This window comes from Tannerella sp. (assembly GCF_052170195.1).
Lineage (GTDB): Bacteria > Bacteroidota > Bacteroidia > Bacteroidales > Tannerellaceae > Tannerella.
Genome location: NZ_JBQNAZ010000003.1, coordinates 80658 through 103247, shown reverse-complemented (window position 1 = coordinate 103247; position 22590 = coordinate 80658). Strand labels below are relative to the sequence as shown.

The 22590-nt window shown below is 49.1% G+C and carries 16 protein-coding genes; 5 read left to right on the top strand and 11 right to left on the bottom strand.

The window, feature by feature from the left end:
- Positions 1–26 precede the first annotated feature (26 nt).
- The 3 genes from ACTTKA_RS01720 to ACTTKA_RS01710 all read right to left on the bottom strand — a co-directional run bounded on the left by ACTTKA_RS01720 (position 27) and on the right by ACTTKA_RS01710 (position 4106).
- Positions 27–911: a DUF3108 domain-containing protein gene (locus tag ACTTKA_RS01720; RefSeq protein ID WP_442723750.1), complete on the bottom strand. Its 885-nt coding sequence runs from the start codon at positions 909–911 to the stop codon at positions 27–29.
- The gene (locus ACTTKA_RS01715) at positions 850–2763 is read right to left on the bottom strand and encodes an Ig-like domain-containing domain (protein WP_442723727.1); all 1914 of its coding nucleotides are present in this window, start codon (positions 2761–2763) and stop codon (positions 850–852) included. Before ACTTKA_RS01715 ends, ACTTKA_RS01720 begins: the two co-directional genes overlap by 62 nt.
- Before the next feature lie 68 nt (positions 2764–2831).
- Positions 2832–4106: a DUF2851 family protein gene (locus ACTTKA_RS01710; protein ID WP_442723726.1), complete on the bottom strand. Its 1275-nt coding sequence runs from the start codon at positions 4104–4106 to the stop codon at positions 2832–2834.
- A gap of 111 nt (positions 4107–4217) precedes the next feature.
- On the opposite strand from ACTTKA_RS01710, the gene dapB reads away from it, so the two are divergent.
- From dapB to ACTTKA_RS01690, 4 genes are read left to right on the top strand one after another with little or no spacing between them, the layout of a single operon-like run.
- Complete coding sequence (gene dapB / locus ACTTKA_RS01705) at positions 4218–4949, top strand: 4-hydroxy-tetrahydrodipicolinate reductase (protein WP_442723725.1); 732 nt, start codon at positions 4218–4220, stop codon at positions 4947–4949.
- A 21-nt stretch (positions 4950–4970) separates the two neighbouring features.
- On the top strand, positions 4971–6380 hold the full coding sequence (locus ACTTKA_RS01700; RefSeq protein WP_442723724.1) for a S26 family signal peptidase: 1410 nt from the start codon (positions 4971–4973) through the stop codon (positions 6378–6380).
- Between the two features lie 24 nt (positions 6381–6404).
- On the top strand, positions 6405–7247 hold the full coding sequence (gene lepB / locus ACTTKA_RS01695; RefSeq protein WP_442723723.1) for a signal peptidase I: 843 nt from the start codon (positions 6405–6407) through the stop codon (positions 7245–7247).
- A gap of 5 nt (positions 7248–7252) precedes the next feature.
- Positions 7253–7894 carry a WbqC family protein gene (locus ACTTKA_RS01690; protein WP_442723722.1) on the top strand — a complete coding sequence of 214 codons (642 nt, stop codon included), beginning with the start codon at positions 7253–7255 and terminating at the stop codon, positions 7892–7894.
- Positions 7895–7906: 12 nt separating this feature from the next.
- Here ACTTKA_RS01690 and gldN read toward each other — a convergent pair whose 3' ends face one another.
- From gldN to ACTTKA_RS01650, 8 genes are all read right to left on the bottom strand, one after another.
- The gene (gene gldN, locus ACTTKA_RS01685; protein ID WP_442723749.1) at positions 7907–9019 is read right to left on the bottom strand and encodes a gliding motility protein GldN; all 1113 of its coding nucleotides are present in this window, start codon (positions 9017–9019) and stop codon (positions 7907–7909) included.
- Positions 9020–9052: 33 nt separating this feature from the next.
- On the bottom strand, positions 9053–10618 hold the full coding sequence (gldM, locus tag ACTTKA_RS01680) for a type IX secretion system protein PorM/GldM (protein WP_315286797.1): 1566 nt from the start codon (positions 10616–10618) through the stop codon (positions 9053–9055).
- A gap of 47 nt (positions 10619–10665) precedes the next feature.
- Positions 10666–11754, bottom strand: coding sequence for a gliding motility protein GldL (gene gldL, locus ACTTKA_RS01675; protein WP_442713076.1), 1089 nt, complete (start codon positions 11752–11754; stop codon positions 10666–10668).
- Positions 11755–11786: 32 nt separating this feature from the next.
- Positions 11787–13229 (bottom strand): SUMF1/EgtB/PvdO family nonheme iron enzyme, encoded by a 1443-nt coding sequence (locus ACTTKA_RS01670; protein ID WP_442713075.1) that lies wholly within the window; start codon positions 13227–13229, stop codon positions 11787–11789.
- A 30-nt stretch (positions 13230–13259) separates the two neighbouring features.
- Positions 13260–14252, bottom strand: a complete 993-nt coding sequence (locus ACTTKA_RS01665; RefSeq protein WP_442723721.1) for a PorP/SprF family type IX secretion system membrane protein — start codon at positions 14250–14252, stop codon at positions 13260–13262.
- 104 nt (positions 14253–14356) lie between these two features.
- Positions 14357–14578, bottom strand: coding sequence for a DUF2795 domain-containing protein (locus ACTTKA_RS01660; protein WP_014224689.1), 222 nt, complete (start codon positions 14576–14578; stop codon positions 14357–14359).
- A gap of 83 nt (positions 14579–14661) precedes the next feature.
- The gene (locus tag ACTTKA_RS01655; RefSeq protein WP_442723720.1) at positions 14662–15225 is read right to left on the bottom strand and encodes a cob(I)yrinic acid a,c-diamide adenosyltransferase; all 564 of its coding nucleotides are present in this window, start codon (positions 15223–15225) and stop codon (positions 14662–14664) included.
- A 5-nt stretch (positions 15226–15230) separates the two neighbouring features.
- The gene (locus tag ACTTKA_RS01650; protein ID WP_442723719.1) at positions 15231–16193 is read right to left on the bottom strand and encodes a DUF5106 domain-containing protein; all 963 of its coding nucleotides are present in this window, start codon (positions 16191–16193) and stop codon (positions 15231–15233) included.
- A 416-nt stretch (positions 16194–16609) separates the two neighbouring features.
- Here ACTTKA_RS01650 and ACTTKA_RS01645 point away from each other — a divergent pair, with 416 nt between their 5' ends.
- Positions 16610–22273 (top strand): hypothetical protein, encoded by a 5664-nt coding sequence (locus ACTTKA_RS01645; RefSeq protein WP_442723718.1) that lies wholly within the window; start codon positions 16610–16612, stop codon positions 22271–22273.
- The last annotated feature ends 317 nt before the right edge of the window (positions 22274–22590 follow it).

Genomic DNA, 22590 nt, shown 5'->3' with positions numbered 1-22590 from the left:
CAAACATTTTTTTGAAGATATCTTTTTTACCGCTTTGTTTCAATGCGACAATGGAGAGGCGCTTTCAGCCCGGACGCATTTCTGTAATGTACCTCGGCATAACCGATTTTCAGCTTCGAACGTATTTTGACAGGAATAAAGTTATCATCATCACCGATCCACAGTTCGGCAGCAGCCTTGGTTTGTGTGAAGGCTTTATCGTAAATGTCGACCGAGAAATGAAGTGTCCGGTATTTGATATTTCCGCGTTCAACGACAGCCTGCCCCTGATAGCGGCAGCTGATTTTCACCAAGTCTTTGCCGATGGCCACCGTCATCGGGAACGTATCTCCGGTTTTGAGCTTCTTCCGGTCGAGTGTTCGCAGAAAGAAAGTGGCGCCCAGCATGTCGAACGCGCAACCCGACCGAACGTTAAGGGTGGTATCGATTTTCGTTTCAGTCGACGTATAGCGGCGCGAGCGTATCGAGGTGCGCCGGTTCGGATACGAGAAAGTAAGTTCGTCAATCAGATGGTAATGATTTTCGTGCGTATGCTTCGAGCTGAACAGCAGGGAATAGTCGGGGGCATAATAGCAATCCATCGTGTCACGCATCCGGTAAACGGATTCGAAGAGATTCACCGTACGGAAATGCAACCGATAGCGCGATGCGCTCTGCCCCTGATAGGTGGCCTTGCCGAACGAGAGTGAAGCTTCGCCGGCGCGTGACATGAGCAATCCCCATTTAAAATAAATGTCGTAGTTCACCGTCTCACCATGATTGATTGGCAGAGTCGAGGGAAGGCATTGCGCTCTTGTATGCAAGGCAAACAGGAGCGCGCAGCTCACCACAAGCATAATGCGGACATACTTAGAACGGCAGTCCGATGGCACCGCCCGACGAGCGTCCGGACGACCGGCCTTCTTCTTTATAATCACGTTTTTTTCGCGTAACATCTTTCGGCTTATTTTTCGTAATTTCCGGCAGTTTCTGTCGAGTAATGGGCGTATCAGTTACATTCCACGTTTCCTCAATCTCCCAGTTTGTCCGCATCGTATAGATTTTCGGTGAATAATACACCGTTTCGGGCTGTTGTTTTCCGGCATAGTTGCCGGTATCCCATACTCCGTTCTCATTCGTATCGACAATCAGCCGCGCATAATATTTCTCGGGCAGCAGGTTTGAGAACAGCACGCCTCCGTCTTTGACCCGACCTTTCCGCACGGGCTCGTCGTTCGCATTGAGCAGCTCCACGAAAGCCGGCTCGGCGACTCCTTCGATATTGAGATAAAGATGCCCGTACTCCTCCTTTTTCCGGATCTGAAACGAGGTCTCGTAGGTATTGTTATGATGCCCGTAGAGGCTTTGCAACCGTGCCGAATCGATGGTGACACGATAACTCGTACCGTATTTCCACGGATGCCGGACGTGATATTTCAGCAGATCGACACTGTCTTGCAGCAGCGTGAAGTCAACAGGCGCCCAGAGCGTATCGTTTTGCTGTTCGAGGAGGAGGGTTTCGCGCTTCAGGTCGAGAACCGGTTCGTTGAATACGAACGAAACGGTATCGTAGATTTCAATCGTACCGGAGGCTTTGGTTTGAAGCGTCAGGAAGACTTTCGGCTCGGCCTCCCCTTTTTTCGGTTTCTTCGGCACGCGCTGCTTACGAAGCGTGAGATGGATGGTATCCGTCTGCGGACGCAGCATGTTCGTCGAGTCGCTTTTCAGGTAGTCGACCTGCAGATGCAGCGTGTCGCGTTTCCAGACCATCGAGTCCGTGATCCAGTAGTGCAGGGCTGTGTTTCCTTCGGCCGGCTGCATCAGGAACCACGGATCGCGAGTTGGCCGGTCAAGCAGCGTGACGCGCGGCAACGAGTCGGCCGGAGCATTGAATTTGAGTACAAAGCGGTTGGCCTGCGGACGCTCGGGGCGAAGCATATATTGGCGGCGGAACTTCTCTTTGAAAAGGAACAGGACAACATTGTCCGGCAGAAAGCGTGTGTACTCAACTGTACAAATCGTATCGACGGTAACGGAATCTTTCCAGACCGTATCCTGACGAAGGGCCAGTTCGAAGGTCGGTGTCACGAGCGAGTCGAGGAATGCGATATCTTCGCCGGGCTGATCGAACAAGTAATCGCGGTTGGCATCGTTCAGGGCATAGAGGCGATACGTCCCTTCGGCGATATTGCGGATGGTAAACCGTCCGCGATCGTTTGTTTTTGAGGTTCTCAGGAAAGGCAGGGTCGTAAAAGCGGAGTCGGCCGGATTGGCATGCAGTCCGACCATGATACCGGGCATCGGTTCGAGGTTGGCGGCATTAAGCAGCGTGCCTGAAATCTCTAACGAGTCGATCGTTTCGCCTGTCGAAAAAGCAAAGCTGAAATTTTCGAACACGTTTTTTTCGTTATTGTCGGACACGGAGTTGGTAAAGTCAATCGTGTACGTCATATCGGGCTTCAGCGTATCTTTCAGCTCGACGCGAATTTTTTTACCCATCACCTGTATGCTCGGCAGCTCTTTTTGCGGAGGGGTGATGATAACATTTTCGGAAGGTTTCTCGATCTGAATCAGTTCGTCGAACAGAATTTCGATCCGCTTGCCCTTGTAGCCCGTCTGATAGGGTGCGGGCGTACTGCTCACGAACTTCGGAGGTTGTTCGTCGTATGGTCCTCCGTTGGGCGAGGCCATGTTAGCACACGAAACCAGCGCACAGCAGCACCATACCCCTTGCATCATGCGTCCGATCCGATACAACATCTTCTTTCCTCTGTTTTCGAGCATTACCGTCTTCTCTGTTCTTTCTCTTTTTGCAGCCGCAAAGATAACGTAAATGCAGGCAGGAATGAAATTTATTTTGCAGCGCTCTTGATCAGCCGGAAACCGATGCGACAGTAGAGACATTTCCGCTTGTCGCAATATTCACGCCGCAGCTGAATCAGCGCCTGAGAATCGCAGGCATTCTTGACCGGCACTCCGGCATCGGTAAAGGCTTTAACGATGCTGTTGCGTTCAGGAGGTATCTGTTCGAGCAGACGCAGCGCCTGCTCGCCATATTCAGGTTGCTGCTTCTGCTTACCGTAGGCAAAGAGAACAGACGCTACCGTGTTAATCATCACAATATAGGCCGCATGCAGACCGATCGGTTTCTTACGTGCCGGCGAGGGGAAATCAAAATGATAATGCGTATCCCAATAGGTCGACGGAGGAACATTAAAACATTGTTGCAATTTCTCTATCGACGGGTTTTCGAGTATTTCGGAAAAAAGCGTATCGTTATGTGTCCAAACGGAAGCCAGCTGTGCCAATCGCAGATGCGGAAAATTGACCGGACGCGTGCGCAACCTTTTGAACAGAAAACCGTCCACCGGTTTCAATCCGTATTTCTTTTGCAGAAACGCATATTCAAGTCGAAGCGCTTCGTAATATGCGTCATCTTTCTCGGCGGTGAGCAGTCCTGCCTGACCAAAGAGCAGCGCTTCAACCTGCATGCTGTTGTTCCGATGTTTCCGGATATATTTAAATGGCAAACTCACAGCCAGCCACTCGAATGCATCGCTATTTGTTCCGAAGCCGAAATTGCGGGTCAGCGTAAGATAAAAAACTTCGTTCCAGTCATATCTCGTTTGCTTCAGCCGCTTGAAGATGTCTTCCGTCTTCCGTTCCAGACGTTCGCCAAGCAACGCGTTCATCCATCCCGACAGGAAGGGCGGGCTGACTTCATGAATCCGTGTGGCGCACGCTACCGCTCCCTCGCGCGACAGCAACCAGTCGATGCTCTGCCGTACCTTTCCGGGTACATGCAACACTAACTGTGGCAGCACTTCTCCGTTACTGCGGCACACGGACGCGTCGTCTTCTCCGACCACGTGCAGGATCACCGAATCGTATGCAGGATTCCGGTCGTGTCCGTGCCGTATCCAGTCCGATGCCTTACTGTGAATCTCGATGTCGCCGGCCCAGACCGTTCCGGCAATGCGCAACTTGGCGTTGAAGAAATCCGCTCCCGCGTCCGTGTTCGTCAAGCCCGGATCAATGACTGTTACCGGATCACCGGTCGTGGTACGCAGATCGACTTCGTCGTAAAGCCGGTATTTCCAGAGGTATTGTAAGACTCGTTCCTTCATTTTGCAATAGTTTTGGGAAACTTTGCCCAAATATAATACAAAATCCTTATATTTGCACCTTTATGAGAAAAAAGTTTACGGTAACGATCATCAGTCAGAAGAACTAAGCAAATGAAAATAGCATTGATAGGCTACGGAAAGATGGGGAAAGCCGTCGAAGAGGCCGCCTTGAAACGGGGACATGAGATCGTTTCAATTATTGATGTCGACCATCATGATGCTTTCCGCTCGGAAGCTTTTCGGAGCGCCGACGTGGCCATTGAATTTACAAGACCGGACACTGCATTCGATAATTACATGCAGTGCTTTGCGGCCGGTGTGCCCGTTGTCAGCGGGACAACCGGATGGCTCGACCGGCTCGACGAAGTCAAAGCGATCTGTCGCAACGAAGGACGGACGTTCTTCTATGCGTCGAACTTCAGCATCGGCATGAATCTGTTTTTTGCCGTAAATGCTTATCTGGCAAAACTGATGAACCGCTTCACCGATTACGATGTGCAGATCACCGAGACGCATCACATTCATAAGTTAGATGCTCCGAGCGGAACGGCTATCACGCTGGCCGACGATATCCTCAAGGCCATCGACCGAAAGACGCGCCGCGTATCGGGCAAGGCCGAACACCCCGAAGAATTGGCCGTGCTGTCTGTCCGCGAAGGCGAAGTGCCGGGCATCCACGAGGTGGAGTACGACTCGGAAACGGACTTCATCCGCATTTGCCACAGCGCAAAAAGTCGTGCCGGTTTGGCATTGGGCGCCGTGCTTGCGGCAGAGTTCACCGCAGGGAAAACAGGCTTCCTCGGAATGAATGATCTGCTTCATCTCTCTCCTGTTGAACAATGAAAAAATAATATACACGTAGAAATGAAAAAAATTGCAACACGCCAATGGATCAGTTTCGGTATCTGGGCAACGCTCTATACCCTGTTTTGTATCTGGATGGAAAACTTGTGGATGCTCTTCGGTCTGATCATACTGGTTGATATCTTCCTCACGAAATTCATCCCATGGGGCGCATGGAAACGCTCGAAGAATAAGAGAATACGCCAAACGCTTGAATGGATAGACGATATTGTGTTCGCACTCGTAGCTGTCTACCTGATCAATCTGTTCGTCTTTCAGAATTATCAGATCCCGACTCCCTCGCTCGAGAAAACGTTATTAGTAGGCGATTACCTGTTCGTCAGCAAGCTAAGCTATGGACCGCGAGTGCCGAACACTCCGATATCGTTTCCCCTCGTGCAGAACACTTTCCCAATACTGAACTGCAAGTCGTACCTCGACTGGCCGCGATGGGGTTATAAGCGTGTAAAAGGCTTCGGGCAGGTGAAACGCAACGATATTGTCGTATTTAATTTCCCTACCGGCGATACGGTGGCGCTCAAATGGCAGAATCCCGACTATTATTGGCTGGTAAATGAAGTCGGACGGGAAGCGGTGCATGCAAATAAAGACTATTACGGCGACATTATCTATCGCCCCGTAGACAAACGGGAAAATTACGTAAAGCGTTGCGTCGGGATGCCGGGTGACTCACTCGCGATCCGTAACAATGCACTGTACATTAACGGAGAAAAACAGAAAGACCCGGCACGGATGCAGCTTTGCTACTTTGTTGAAACAGACGGAGCGATGCTCACTGAAGAGCAGTTCCGCAAGATGGACATCAGTAAGAGCGACCGCAAGTTCGTTTCCGTCCCTACATCGGACGAGGAAAAGTTTTACTACGAATATCTGCCGTTTCTCGGCTTCACTTCGACCGACGGACGATACAATCCGATCTATCGCCTGCCGCTGACACAGGAGGCGCTGGAGATCATGAAGAAAATCCGGTCGGTGAAGCAGATTAAAGTAGAGCCCGAGCAATTAGGAGGCACAACATATCCGGTCGGTTACCGCACGGGATGGACACGCGACAATTACGGTCCTATCTGGATCCCGAAGAAAGGTGCAACCATCGAGTTAAACGAACGCAACTTAGCACTCTACAGCCGGTGCATCGGAAGTTATGAAGGGAATAAACTGGAAGTACGGGGCGGGCAGATACTCATTAACGGACAGCCGGCTACGACCTATACATTTAAATACGACTACTACTGGATGATGGGCGATAATCGACACAACAGCGCCGACAGTCGTTCGTGGGGTTTCGTGCCCGAAGATCATATCGTCGGGAAGCCGATCCTCATCTGGCTCTCGCTCGACAAAGACCGGAGCCTCTTCAATGGCGGCATCCGCTGGAGCCGGATGTTCCGCACGGTACGCTCCGACTGATCAAAAACGCTGTAAGGAGAGACAATGACACGTCGGCTGATACGATACTTGACAGGCTTGGTGATCGCCGCCCTGATCGCATGGGGGCTGCATCTCTTCTGCATCGGTTCGTACCGTATCTCGACCCGTTCGATGAGCGACGCGCTGCAGGAGGGCGACCGCGTGTTCGTGAACAAAATCCGCAGCGTCTCGAATCCCGGACGGGGCCGGATTGTCCTGTTCAAAGGCCACCGGACGCAGGGCTGTCAAGCCCCGCTCTTCCTAAGCCGTTGTGTGGGGATGCCGGGCGACACCGTCATCATCGACGAAGACGGCTTCCGCATCGCCGGACGTCTGTATCCGAAACTCCCGACAACCGAAAATATGTTTCGCATCCGCAGAGACATCAAGGAACCGCTGATGGAACTGATGCGCGGCCTGAACATCCCCTACCGTAGCGCCGGAGAAGATTCGCTAAGCCTGACTTTTCGCCTGACAAGTCGCGAAGAAGTATTGCTCCGCGATAAACTCCCCCGGTTGCTGCAGATCGAATGGCTTCCCGGCGAACGTCGTCGCCACAGGTTTGTGATCCCGGCCAAAGACAGCCTTTACCGAATCGATTCGATCTCCCTGCTCATCTGTCGTGAGGCTATCCTCACGGAATACGGCAACCGGGCGTCGATCCGCGACGGGGTACTCTATGTAGACGGCAGGCATAGACGTTACCTGTTTTTCCGGAAAAACTATTACTGGATGCTTTCGGATAATGAGGACGAGGCCGTCGATTCGCGACACTTCGGGCTGATTCCGGAAACCCGAATCGAGGGTAACGTATGGTTTCGCTGGTACAGCAACGACCGGAAGAAGCTGTTTAAACGTATCGAGTAAGCGATATGAGTATCGTCTGCCTTTCCACCGCCTATTTGGCGCCTGTCAGCTACTATTGCAAACTGTATGCCTTCGATACCGTACAGCTCGAAACCTGCGAGAACTACCGGAAACAGACCTTCCGCAACCGCTGCCGGATCGCTACGGCCAACGGCATACAGGAGCTGACCGTACCCGTCGAAAAATCTCCGGCACCGAAAATCCTGACACGCGATATCCGTATCTCCGACCATGGTAACTGGCGTCATCTGCACTGGAACGCATTAGTCTCGGCCTACAACATGAGTCCTTTCTTCGAATATTATGCCGATGATTTCGCGCCGTTCTACGAGAAGAAATTTACTTTTCTGATGGATTATAACGAGGCTTTGCAACACCTCATCTGCGACCTGATTGACCTGCGGCCACAAATCATACATACCGGAACGTATGAGCCCGACATCCCGAACGATTTTCGGAATGCCTTCCATCCGCGCCACCCGCACGATGATCCTTCTTTTCATCCCCAGCCCTACTATCAGGTGTTCCGTGAAAGACACGGTTTCCTGCCCGACCTGAGCATGGTAGACCTGCTGTTCAACATGGGTCCCGAAGCACTGCCGGTGCTCAGCCGCTCATACCGACAAACCGGCAACGGCGATGTATAAACAGCCGTCCCTTTATCTTCTTCGCCGCACGCTGCGTGTTGCAGCCGGCTTTTCTGCTTTCGTCTTAGGCGCTTTGGCCGCCTTTTGTTTCGGCGCTTTTGTCTTTTTCGTCTCTTTTTCTTTCTCGTTGGTCGCTTTCTCTTTTACGGACGACCGGCGTCCTGTTTTTCCGGCTTTCTTCTTACCGGAAGTTGCCGCTTTTGCCTGTGCGGTCGTATCGGGTTGAAACCATAACGCTTTGTTGAACGCGACCAGCTCGCCTTCAATTTTCTTTTGCTCGCGCTCCAGCGAGTCGGGCGTAGGACAATAGGCCTGCAACGGAATATTAAGCAGGTTCTCGGTCTTGATAATCTTGCCGTCGAACATGCGGCGACGGAAATAATCGTCGATCGTAAACGTTTTTGCGTTGTTCGTGTTCGACGTCATGATATATGTATTCGATACGTAAGGGCGGACATCTTCGTAAACAACCCAGAACATAGGCGAACGCTCGGTACCCATATCGCCTTCGTAGAAGATAATCGGACTGATGGCTAATGTTTTCACATCATACAGGGAATTGTTCTGATCGAAATACCATGCTTCTTTTACGTAGAAGGCCTTGACTTCGCCCGAAGGGACGTCGCTTTCGTTGATCACGAAACGCTGCCTCCCGTCACGCTCCGGTACTGTTTCATACATGATGGAGAAACGGTCGAGCACCGATTTAAAATCGACGAGATGCTCCTCGTCAAACGCTTCGTAACCGTCTATATATTCATACGCTTTGAGTTTTCCCTCGCTCACTAACTGAAATATGGAAGAGAAGAGATTCATCGAACCGTTCCTCGGATTCACCGGATAATAGAGGGGTGCATTTTTCTCTTCGAGCATGTTCAGCTCGCGGTATATCACACGCATCCACCGTGCGTTGCCGATGTTCTGCGTCAGTTGCTCGTTAAGATGCTGCGCACGTACGGTAAGTTCGGGCAAGCCACTCTCGTCCCGGTTTTGCCGGTTACGATCGCCTCCCCGGCTCATCTGAGGTGTACGGCGCGTATTGCCCGTATCCTGCGCTTGCAGCATGACGCCCGAAAAGGCCGTCAGCATACTTATTACAACCGTAAAAAAAACAATCCGTTTCATCATCTCTTATCTTTACTTGTTATGCTCTACAATTTATTGAATGATTACATCGAAAACGACCGGGTCTTGCTCCACTCCTTCGGGAGTAACGGAAACCGACTTGATATAAAACTGTTTTCCGCGTTGCAGGTTGCGGATATAGCTCTTTTGCCGATCGGTAAACGAGTTGTTCTGCGACACCTCTATCAGCGAGTTCCCCATCGAATCGGAATACGTCAACGTAAAATTCTTCACCCGGCATTCGATGTCGAGGATTCCGTCGTCGATAGCCGACATGATACCCGTTGCTTCCACGAGGGCACGTTTCGATATACGGCCTCCGGTAAACTTCTTCGTCACCCCGTTGGCATCCGTATACAAGATGTACGGTTGCGCCTTGGGTAACTGACGCACCTTGAACGGATAATCGCCGATCTTGGTCTGCACGCCTCCGATACGAGCCGTTACGGAAATCACGGCTTCCTTGGCATTCATGTTCGGAACGGCATATCTTTTTCCGTTTTCCGTACGGATCTGCCCGTTCGTCATGGTGGCTGTCACATCGCCGCTGGCCACGCCGGGCACGGCAATATCAATCTCGTTCTCGCGCACACGTCCGGCATACAGCACACGCATCAGCGCCGAGGCCACCGTCGCACTTTTAGCCGATACGGAATATTCACTGTTAAAGTAGTACGGATCTTTGCCCGGCACTTTCAGATAGCCCTGAACAGGGAATGTTCCGGTAGAACCCGTACCGACCGTATAGATGCCTTCGTAATCGCTCACCTCTTTTTCACTGCCTTTAGGGCCGATAAAGAGTTGAGGACGCTGGGTCGAATCGACGGCCGACAGTACGATATTCGCCTGATAAGGAGTTCCGCTCATCACGATCTGACTCTTGGGAACGACCTGCGCAACGATCTTGTTCACGCGGTAATCGCCCACATCGACACTTTTTGCAATGTCTGCCAATACTTCGCCTTCTACATAACGGATATCATTTTGGTATTTCGTCAAGATCGTAACGGCAGCTGCCACAGGGATATTTTCAAACATGATCGACTCCCACGAGCGAAGCTCTACTCCCGTCTTAGACGGCACTTTCGTGCTCAGAACGCGTTGTAACATATTGCGCAAATCGGGATCGTCGACTAAAGCGACTACCTTTGAACGATACGTTTCCAAGCGCTCTCTCAACTTTTTCCCTTCCCCGACAATCGGTGCAGTCATCACTTCCGACGAGGCATCCATATTCTCCTTATTCTCTATCTTATTGACATCGCCCTCTTTCCCGTCGGCTTCCTGCACGATCCTGATTTTAAGATTCTGTAGGTAGTCAACCAGTTCGTCCGATTGTCGTTTGACATCGATCGCCTTACGGTACCATTCTCCCACTTTCGCAGGATTTTCCGCATTGGCAGCCTCCATCGTCTCCAACGCTTTTTTGTTCCGTACAGAGGCAATCGTAGCGGATTCACGCAGTCCTCTTTCCACCAAATCAAATCCGTTCAGTACCTCCGATGAATAATTTAATGCCATCATGGCGATGAACACCAAATACATCAGGTTGATCATTTTCTGACGCGGTGAATTGGGATTATTTGCTATTCCTGCCATTTAATCATTGGTTATATAGTTGTTCAAATCCATCAACATTCCGTTGTTTATCGCTGATTAGGATAAGGAGGTTGTTGCGCATAGCCCTGCGGCGGATAACCGCCCTGATACGGAGGTTGCTGAGGCGGATACATCGTTCCTCCCCCCGGCATATTGACCGTCATGGCTTGCAGCAGACGTCCGTAAACCTGATTCAGCTGTGCCAACAGCTGCGCCATCCGCTCGTTCTCGTTACGGAAAGCCGTGCTGTCCATCACGGAATTGTCGTACATGTCGCGGATACGGCTCAATCCTGCATTAATCTGCTGGATCGTATCCATCTGCGAGCGCAGGCCGCTCAGATGCACGGAATAAAATTCGTTCAATCCCGAAAGGCTCTGGTTCAGTTGCTCCATCTGCTGAACATATCCGACAGTCTGTTTCTCCGAATGCTCATTCTTCGATCCGGCAATCATCTCGCACGAATGAACGAGCGAATCGGAAACTTCACTCAACGAGTTGGTCACAACATTGAAACGTTCCAGATTGGCCGTAACACTCGATATTTGTTCGATATAGGTCTTCGTCGCATCCGTCAGATCGGCCATACGGGAAATCTGCTCAGCCGCATCACCCAATTTCTGGATGCTGTTAGCCAAGCTCTTCGTATCTTCTTCCGATACATTCAATCCCATCGCCGCCATACCAATCTCGGCATTCTGAGCAGCGGCACGGGCATTGCCCGTGAGCGTAGCACCACCGGACTGAGCTCCCGACAAATCACCCAACACAATGGTTCCGCCTCCCAAGTGTCCTCCACCGCCTCCGATAATCACATGTCCTTCACCGCTTCCTGATCCTCCGCTGCTGAAATCGGGACGGTCCAACGGATTTTTCGACTTCAAGACCGGAAAAACTTCTTCCCAATGATATTCGTTAGCGGGACGCTCAAAACCGGACACAAAGAATACAATGGCTTCAACAATCATCGCCACCGTAAGTATTTCGTTGCCATATTGCAAGTGCAGAATCTTGAACAAAGCTCCGATGATTACAATCGAAGCTCCCCAGCTATATACGAAATTCAGTGTTCGCTTTCCGTTCTCGGACGAAAGGAACATTTCGATCCGGTTTTTATATCTTCTATATTTTCCCATAATTCTTTCTGATGTATTGTTGTCGTTGGAGTTTATTTCTTTTTATTTTTCCCTTTCGCGTTAGAGAATCCGATTTGTGTACGCACACAGCGGAAACCGATGTAGGAACGTGTTTCGTTCTGGTATTCGAAAGTACGCCGGTCGGAGCGGATAAATTGAGCGACATCCTTCCATGAGCCGCCCCGCACCACTTTCTTTTTCATCGCATAGGGGTCTTCCTTTGCCGCGTTATAATGAAGGTCGGGGTTAAGGTCGCTCGTCTGGTTCTGTCCTGATTCGGTGTAAACGGACGAAGTCCATTCGGCCACGTTTCCGGCCATATCATACAATCCGAACTCATTCGGTGCAAACGTTGCAACGCGCGATGTAATCAGGTGACCGTCCTCCGTATAGTTTCCGTCTCCCGGTTTAAAGTTGGCCATGAAACAACCTTTCCCATTCTGGAGTTCATTCGTCGACCACGGATATTTGTTTTCGTTTTTGCCGGCGCGAGCTGCATATTCCCATTCTCCCTCTGTCGGTAAGCGGAACGGCTCGATCACTTGTCCGGGAGGCAAGTTGGCCGATTTCTTGTAATATTCGGTTCGCCACACACAGAAAGCATTCGCCTGTTCCCACGAGACACCGACCACCGGATAATCATCGTAGCCCGGATGCGTGAAATACATTTTAAGGTACGGCTCGTTGTAAGCGTTTTTGAAATCGTTTACCCAGCTCGTTTCATCCGGATAAATATTGACAATATGAGTATGCAGAAAATCAAACAGACTGCTTAACGGACGTGTGATCGTCTGATTAACAGGACGCCCATCCGTATCGAGGTAGGCCGTATCTTTCGAAATCATCACGACGGCATTGGGATCCGGTTGGATATCGGTATTACGTTCGCGCTCGGCCGGATCGAGACGGTTACGGCGCAAAGCGGCAGCGGTATAATCAAACCATTCGTATTTATAATTCATCTGTCGCCCGTCGAGCCCGCGTTCACCCGTCACAGGATGAGTATAAAAGACACTTTCAATAGCACGCTGTTCATCTTCATTGGCGCGTTTCCATGGAATCGGACGCGTCCAGTCAAGATGCGGAGTGACCGGTTCACCGTATTTGTCTTCCGTAATCATAAACAGCTCGTTGCCTCCGTATGCAGGGTCCGCCAGACGGGTCCGAATGATCGAGTCACGCACCCAATAAACGAACTGTCGGTATTTCGCATTCGTAATTTCCGTCTCATCCATCCAGAATGCTTCGAACGATACTCCTTTCGTTTCGGCATCGAAGCCCCAGAGGCTATCCTTATCCGATGGTCCCATCTCGAAGGAACCTCTTTTAATCAAGACCATCCCATAAGGATTCGGCTCGTTGAACGAAGCCATCTTGACGCCAACCAATTCGCCGCCGTCGCCGGAAAGCAATTTTCCGCACGAGGTCGTCAGTAACATCATGGCGATCGATATGAATGCTAATTTCTTCATCATCTTCCTGATTGTCTATTGTCTGTTCTTATCTTACAATATTCTGATACTCTTATGTTTGTTTCTTCCGCCTTTAGGTTTGTTCAAAGTCAGCCGATATGTTGCCATGGCCTCATGGCTGCCCGTACTCACCTTCGACAAAGCAGAAAACGGATATTCATACGCATAGCTTACACGGAATTTACCGATATTCGCCCCCAAATAAAGGATGCCATTCATCCGGACACCTTGATAACTATCTCCGATCCGCACACCCAATCCTCCGTTAAACATTGTCTTGTAAACCGCTCTTACGGTCACATCGCCCATATACATCTGCAAGTCCGTTTGCAGAAAAACAGAAGGCTGTAACTCAATCAACGGATTTTTCAGTTTAATATTGTACCCGGCTGTTAAATTATATCCCCGATTAACTTTCAGCGTAAAATTTTCATCCAGCTCCATCTCCTGAGCAAGCAGATGCGTAGAAGCAATACCGACATAATATTTGTCTGTCGAGTAGAGTAACCCTAAGGCTATATCCAGTCCCTTCGCATCGATGTCGGATTTGGGCAAGGCGTCATCTTCGGACGAATGGTCCGTGCTCCCGTCAATTCCTTCGGGAAGAGGTTCTGCCTTAGAACCTAAATACGACTTGCTGATCATTCCACCTTGAAGTCCGATACTCAATACTCCTTTGCCCAACTTATGTTTATATGCATATTGAAGCGAAGTGTACACATCTTTATATAACGTACTTTTGTCGTCGCTAAAGAACATCACTCCTACCCCATGCCGTGTTTTTCCGAACGTGAATGGCATATCGGCGGCAACGAAAGCCGACTGCGGCATTCCTCTGTCGAGCCCAAGCCATTGCAGCCGGTAAAGCGCCGTTATTCCGAGCTCATTCTTCATCCCGACCGAGGCAGGGTTATATGCCCCCATCGCCATAAAATAATGGTTCAGCGATGCGTCAACCTGCGCCCAAGCAGAAGCTACCCCCATGCTTAAAAGGAGGGAAAACGTCCAGAATCGTTTGATCGTCATTCGAAAGAGTTACATCTATAGATATGTATAACTCTGAAAAACCCGTAAAATTGTGTATGAAATAAAAAAAGAGCTGCAAGCACTGCCCGCAACTCTTTCATTTTTCAGTATTCTTCTTCATTAAAAAAGAAGTCTTCCTTACTGGGATAATCCGGCCAGAGATCTTCTATACTCTCATATATTTCGCCTTCATCTTCCATCTCTTGCAAATTTTCAATCACTTCAAGCGGAGCACCGGAACGTTGAGCGTAATCAATCAGTTCGTCTTTGGTTGCAGGCCAAGGTGCATCTTCCAATTTGGATGCCAATTCTAATGTCCAATACATAAAAACCCTATTTTACAGTTATCTACCTTTAAAGCCATCCCAAAAATGGGCTGAAATTTTCGGCAAAAATAAACGTTTATTTGTTAGCTGCAAGCGCTATCCCAAAGAATTTCATCATTATTTTTACGAATGCACTCATTCCGACCAATAACAAACAGAAGATCAGAAAGTCGATTCATAAAAATCAGCACAGGTTCTTCGACGGTTGCCGATTCGGTGAGACGATAAATGCGTCGTTCGGCACGGCGACATACGGTACGACACACATGCGCCAAAGCCGATGAGCGGTTTCCTCCGGGCAAAACAAATCCGCGCATACGCGGTAGCTGCGTATCGTAACGATCAATCGCCTCTTCAAGACGACAGATACTCTCGGGAGTCACATTGCTTTCGATACGCAGGTCGGTCTGTGTCATATCGGTTGCCAAATAGGAACCTACGGTAAAGAGTTTGTGTTGGACAAAGCGGAGCAAGTCAGCTGTTTGCTGATCGTCCGTTTCGGCAATCAACAATCCTATTTGGGAATTCAGTTCATCGATCGTACCGTAAGCTTCAAGACGAGGATGCGTCTTGGGGACGCGTACACCTCCTACGAGCGAAGTCGTTCCTTTATCACCGCCACCGGTATATATTAGACTTTTTTTCATCCTGTTTATGATCGAGGGGTTTGTATTTCCTTTTGTGCCGGAGGATTGAGAATACTGTTCAGATACAATTCGATATACGGAAAGGCAACCTCCTTCATGACAACCTTATGTTCTTTATCGAGCAAATAAAGCGCCGGAAGAACACGCAATACGTACGTTTGTCGCTGCCGGATATCAAGATTCTTATCATAACCATGTATCCACGTTTCGGGCATCTGAGGCAGATACTCCTTCCACTGTTCTTCGGCCATATCGAGATATATGGAAAGGATTGTAAGCTTTTTCTGAGCAATCATCTGCTTAACGGGCTGCGAGACGTCAATCATCTGACTTACCTCACGCGCATTCCCCAAATCAAGGCCATGAAAAAAGACAAGCACAAAATCAGTCTTCAAATCATAAAGCGATCCCTGAGAGCCATTCTCGGTTGTATAGCGGATATCGGCAGCCTGCATGCCGGGACGGTTTTTTTGCACTTGTGCCAGCATCGCCCGAGGACGCCCTTTGCGATACGCATCCAAACTGTCTGATGCAACCATATGTTCGAGTACGGGAATGAAATATTCTTCGTTTCGCATGGATGAATTAGGATAGAAAAGAAATTCTTCCATCTTCGACGTAAAAAAAGCGTACATCGCGCGATTTTTCTGTGCCTGATCGAGCAAACGTTTGATTCCGTTACAGGAGGTCTGATACGGAGTATAAGGAAAGATGGAGAAGAAATCGATGATTGCCTGTTCGGTGATATTCGCGGCACTACCCACGAAAGCCGTGTCGGCAAAGTCGAAATGATCCCAATAATGCATCGCCAGATACTCGGCACGTAGTCTCGGTTCAGTATAGACTGCCGGAACTTCGGCCTGTTTGAACGTTTTCCGCCCCGGTGCATCCGTCGATGTTCCACAACTGAAAAACAACATCAAACCTGCCAATCCGCACCCTAACAGCAGTAATCGTTTTTTCATCATAACACTTTTAAATCCTTTCTAATTTTATCATTTGGGGACAAAGGTACGGGATAATTTCCAATATCTATTCAGAAAAATAATAAAGTTTTAAGTAACGGCTTTACCGGAAAGCACCCGTTGAAAAAAGCACCACTTATCTTAACTTCAAAGACATACCACATCACACAATGGACATATGAGAAATAAATCCAATAAATACTGAAATAAATTTCCTCGAGAAACTCTTTTGATTAAAAATAAAATATGTCAAATATTACAAAAATATTGGCTTAACCGAAAAAACAATATACTTTTGTATAATAATATTATAAGCCCAAAAAATAACCTGTCTTTTGACAAATTCAATTCAGTCAAAAAACGATTAAAACGAGATAAATAAAACAAGATACAAACATCAATTAAAATATCAGAACAAAATGGAAAGAAAAAGTACTCACGATTTGAATGCCTTCCTTTTTTACTTATGGCGAAAAGGCCGAATTTCTTTACTGCTTTGCTTGCTTTTGCTTGCCACAGCAATTGCAACACAAGCCCAAAAGGTAAATTGGACATCAGGTTACCCGAAACTGGACGAGGTGCCTTTGGTGATGCTGGAAGATGAACGTGCGTTATTAATACGCTTCACTCCTCTGACTGCAGATATTAACAACGCAACCATCGAAATTACGCTACCCCCACAAGTAGACTTCGGGGCCATCAGTGGAACGACGGTACTGTCCTCAACGCCTCTGAACCTATCCAACACTTTCGGAGGAGCATTGGCTACAGGCAGAACTGCGTCCATCGCTATCACTTCAAATGGGAACAAATTACTGCGCAACACGGAAGTAGAAATCCACGTCAACGTAAAAGCCGTTTCGTGTGGAACACCCGGAGCAGCGAATTTCAACATTCAGGTTAAAGCCGGAGCAACGAATGTAACGGACGGACAAAAGACGGTAACGACAAATATGGTAAAACCAAGTATTGCTATCGTATCGACCGATGGAACGATTAATTTCCCGACCCAAGCAAGTGTCAATACCGTTACGTATTATCTCAAGACAAATACAGCGAATAAGGCTTCTTCGGCGAAAGTTACGTTTACGACAGACCTCGTAACCACACTTTCCGACTTCAAGCTCAAAGGTGTCTCGTTTACTCCGGTCGAAGCGACGGTCGGCGGAAAGAAGACCTATACATATGCATTCACATCCTCCGCGTTAGGAAGCAAGATCGATGATACGAATGACAAAGTCATTACCTTTCAAGGAGCCTCTACCGGCTGCGGCTCGCACCTTGTTGAAGCAAGCGTGCAATACCCGCACGATTCGGATTGTGCCACGGCAACAGGCTCTTCCGTCACGCTGGCATTCCCGTCCCCTCCCCTACCCAACATGGTACACGTTAGCACGACTTATGTCAATCATGCCGATGCTCCTATCACCAGCCCCCAAGTCAACATGGACGGAACGACGTCAACTATCGTAAAAACGACTTTCCGGAATACGGGGGGAAGCGCACGTAACATCCGGCTGCATTTCCGCAACTACGGGTCGTATAATTATCTTGACATCTCCGATATTTATATGCAAGTGGAAGGAGGTCCCAAACGTAAGATCACAGCCAGTGAAATTACCGAAGCATCGAACAAAACCAACGGTGAGACATTTGGCTATCTCAAACCAAGTGCTCTTGGAAAACCGTATGGAATACATATCCTCATTCCCGAAGAAGTTCCGGCAGGCAAAACGATTACGTTCTGGGTGCCTACGATCAACGGAGATATTTATGACAATACCACCCGTAATGTTTATCATAACTATGGAACAAATACCATCAACGGAATAACAAGCAATATCATTCAAGTTAAAAGTCCTTGTGGTGATGATGGCATTGCCCTGGCCCAAGCTTTCCGAATTGTTTATCTGAATGCTCCGCATTATCGTGAGTTGCCACCGAGCCTGAGTTTAAAAGGAGGGCAGACCAAGAAACAGACTGTTTTCATCGCCCCCGGTTCTACGAATGAAACAATAGCAGAATTTCATGTTAAGACCCCTGCCTGGCTTACGATTTTAAGTATGAAGATAACGAGTAACAGCGATGGCACCGGAGTGCTGTATGGACAAGCCACCGTCGCTCCGGGGGCCACGCACGCATCGGTATCAATTCAGAACCGAGGGAATCAAGGGACGGCTTACCTGCATGTGGAATATAAAGCCGCCCCGTGCGGATTGAATGTCAATCAAACAGACCAAGTACATTATTGGGCAAATCAGAAGTGGGGCTCCCAAACGCTCGAAAAAATAAGCCAAGTTTTTCAAGAAGCTATACACACCTGTGATATTGTCGGCATATCGTTCGATGAATTTTATTCTCGCAGAACATCCAAAGGATTGAAAGATACAAATAACGACAGAGTGCCGGACGATGGCTCCGTAGCTCCCGACAGTGAAATACGGCACGATCTGTTCATTGCCGAAGACGAAGGATACTTCTACTGGAAAGGCACGATTCAGGCACCGGGTGGATATAAATACATCGATATGCCGGTCAAGGCCGTAGGATTCCGATTCGATTCGAACGTCGTACCCGATCCCCAAAACGCAACGGTCACGCTCAACGGAGCACCGGCAGCCGGTCAAGTAACTTTTGCAAGATCAACAATCAATACGGGCTACTTCCGTTATCATTATCCGGCCGGCTTAACAACCCTCACAGTCGTCGAAATCAAAGTCCCCTTTAAGATACGATCCGGCACCAACAATCCTAACAGTATGGATTCCGAATTGTATGTAAGCGCCACTCCTGTAAGCAACCCGCTGAACAGTGCAACGGATCCCGCCCGTAAAGGGAAAGAAAAAGCATCGCTACCCATCGGCACATACAACCTCGACCGGCTGAACTGGTGGAATAACGATGCCTTAGAAGAATCGTTCCCCGATAACAATCCCAAAGGGCCTTTCTCGCTTGGGTATACCGATATTTTCCACAGTGGAAAATTCCCGTCTCCCTACTTCCCCAAAGAAGTACGCTTCCATGAATATCTTGAGAAACTCGAATTCAAATTGCCCAAAGGATATCGCATTATCGATCCTCTGACGATACAGTATTATAATGGATCAGGGCCGATTGAAAATACAACCTTAGCCCCTGCAAGTTCGACGGGAGGGCATATGATTTATGACGTAAAAAATTTGTATGACCTGACGTACGATGGTTCCGGTGCATTGCAAGCGGGCAAATGGCAACGGCCCGACGATTTCTGGCGGCTTACGACGTACGGTAAAATTAAGGCATTACCCTCAGCCAAGCGCGATGCAAGTATCATGAAACGTATCTCGACGTGGAAGAACCCGAAAACGGGACAAACCCACACGCATGTACTTGATGTCACATTTAAATATACCGGACCGGGCAATTCGCTCGAAGTTTCCGTCCCCGAGGTACCGGCCTATGGCCCTACCGTCAACAGTCCGGCACTCACCGTAACAAACCAGACAAGCAATCCGATACAGGATATGTGGTTTTATTTCGAAGGAAATATCAGCGACGTTAAACTCAAAGATGCCGACGCCGGAACGATTCATAACGGTACCGGACTGGGAAATCGTTGGGTAAAAGTAGCCAATGTGCCCGGCACGGCTTCAAAGACCTTCGAGATGAGTTATACCTATAATTTCAACGACTGTACGGGCGACAAAGTAAAGGTATATACCGGTGCAGGTTTCAACAGCGCATGGACTCCGAACACAAATGCTCCGCTCGATCCGGAGGGCGATAATTTTTCGGCCATCGATTCGTTCGTTATCAAACCATCGGCCGATGCTACGATAGCAGGAAGCATCACGGCTGTTCGAGATACGTTCAAACACGAATCGGTAGAGCCGTATATCATCAAAGTGAATTTTACGACCGCGACTTCCACAGGCGCACTTAAAAACCCAGAGATGAAAGACTTTACCGTTCCTATCGGACAAGTCTATAAAGCCGGAAGCGCACGCCTTGAATATCCCGTAGGTACACTGAACCCCGTTCCTGCTGCGATGGAAGCTGCACTCGTTGCCGCATTCGGGGCCGGAGAAGATGCGGAACGGACGATCGCTTCGATTAAACTCGCCGACGCCAAAGGAAGTGATATCATCCTGCCGGGAAACCTCGATACAGAGGCGACAGATGCCGACCGGACAGCTGGCATCGTCCTGGAATTTAATGCCAAATGTAATACCGATTTTACGGGGATACAATATAAAGGACAGATTGCCGGCATGTCACCCTGCGGAACGGTTGCAGCCGGGAGTGGCACTCATATCGTTTCACGGAAACTGTATCCGAACGTGACATACAATTATCTGTTCGAGGACATCAAGATCGCTCCGGTATCCGGTACGCATGCCTTCAACGAGATTCAGACACAGGACACCCTCAAACTAACGATCAAAAAGATTACAGGGACCGTCAACACTATGGTGCCAACCGATCATTTAATGCTCCGGATGCCCAAAGAACTGAACGTGGAGGGGGACTCGATCTTCTACCGGGGCTTCGGTTCCATGAGCGGACTGGCCAAACGTGATACGATCACATACAAAGACAGCATTGACGCTCAGGGCGTGCGCTACGTCAGACTACCCATGCCCATCAATGAGTACAATGCAGCCGCTAACAAGGGAGTCGGTGCTGAAATCACCTGCCATGTACCTGTTAAGTATACCCCTAACGGTCACTCACGCAAAGATAACCCGGTCGATTCGATTATCGCTTCGGTCAATATCTACGCCATATTCGGAAGCTGTCCGCCCATCGTTGTACCCGTCGGTACCGGAAAAGACAGCATCGGGCTCTTTACAGCCAAAGAAATCCCGGCACGCCTGTATGTGAGCGAACTTGACACGATCGAAATACTCAGCGCCGGATTCGGAGGAAGCTGGTATCTTGAAAAGACAGGAGGAACATTGCAGCATACCGGACCGGTATGGCCGCATGCTCCTACCGACTCGACAAAACTCGGAGAACTGATGTACTACTTCACTCCTGTAATCAATGGTCATAATTTTGGCGGACGATTGCCTTATCCCGTAAAGATATGGATCCATCCATGGTTTATTCGCAACCTCGACCCGATGAAGTATATCTGTGAAGATCATGATACGCTCTTCGTCAAGGGAGGTGGAATGGACATCAGATATCAATGGTTCTACGAAGGCAGTGCGATCGCAGGCGCCACGGACACCAGCCTGATCGTGCGTAAACCCGGCAAATATCACGTAGAAATTACCGATACGGTGCCCGAAACCGTCAGCTCCGATACGATGGAGGTCTATTTCCGTGAAATCCCTGCGTTCATCAAAGACCTGCCTCTCCACGCACGCGAATGCGACAACTGGCGATACCTGCTGAGCGTAAAAACGACCGGGAAATTCATGCTGTATCAATGGTACAGAAATGGTCTGCCTATACCCGGAGCAACAAAGAGCAGTTACTATGCACTGGCCAAAGACTCATCGGCGTTCTTCCGCGTATCGGTCAAGAATCCCTGTGGTGACAGTATTGTAAGTAACCAGTGTTACCTCAGTTTCTGCGACGAAAAGATCCACGGGATCAATCGCCTCATCGAATTGATCGTACCGCCATCGGCCGAGACCACCCCCCGACCGGGACAGTTGATTTTCGTAAAAAGCCAACAAGACTTTACGTTCACGATCAAGGCGAAGAACGGGTACAGCCTGAAATACGCGACGGTTACTACCGACAGTCCCATCTGGAACGAACAAGGCGGCATTAAACGAACAATGCTTTCGGACAGTGTGATGGAAGTAACGATTCTTACCGTTACCCGAAACCTGAAAGTAACCGTATCGGGAGTCAGTCCGGTTGGCAATCAGGAAATCATCGGAAAGGTAGCAAGAGCCTGGGTGTATGAAGGGAAAGTCTACGTGGAGACCGATCGTCCCACCACGGTTTATGTCTTCACCACCATGGGCCATCTCTACCGACGTGAAAAAGTACAAGCGGGACTGACCACGTTCGATGCTCCCCAACCGGGCGTATACTTCATCAAATTCGATAACGGATACTCCGGCAAGATTTTAGTCGAATAACGATCGCAATATTTTCTCGGCATAAACCGCAGACAAGTTTATCCGGGCAAAAAAGCTCATTTATTAAAAGAGGATGTGTCCAAACGACACATCCTCTTTTGTTATCTCTGCCTTCTCCCAACCAGTCGTTACAAGAAAATTCATCAGGAATTTGGCGTGATGATGTATGTCACTCCAAATACCGGAAGCCCCTTAAATAAAACCCACAACCAACTGATAATGTACCCCAAAAGTGGTTCTGAGGTCATCGGTGAGTAGTTCAGAGCTTGTCGTCAGGTATTTCGGAAATACCTGACGGGTAGTTCGGAACTTGTCGG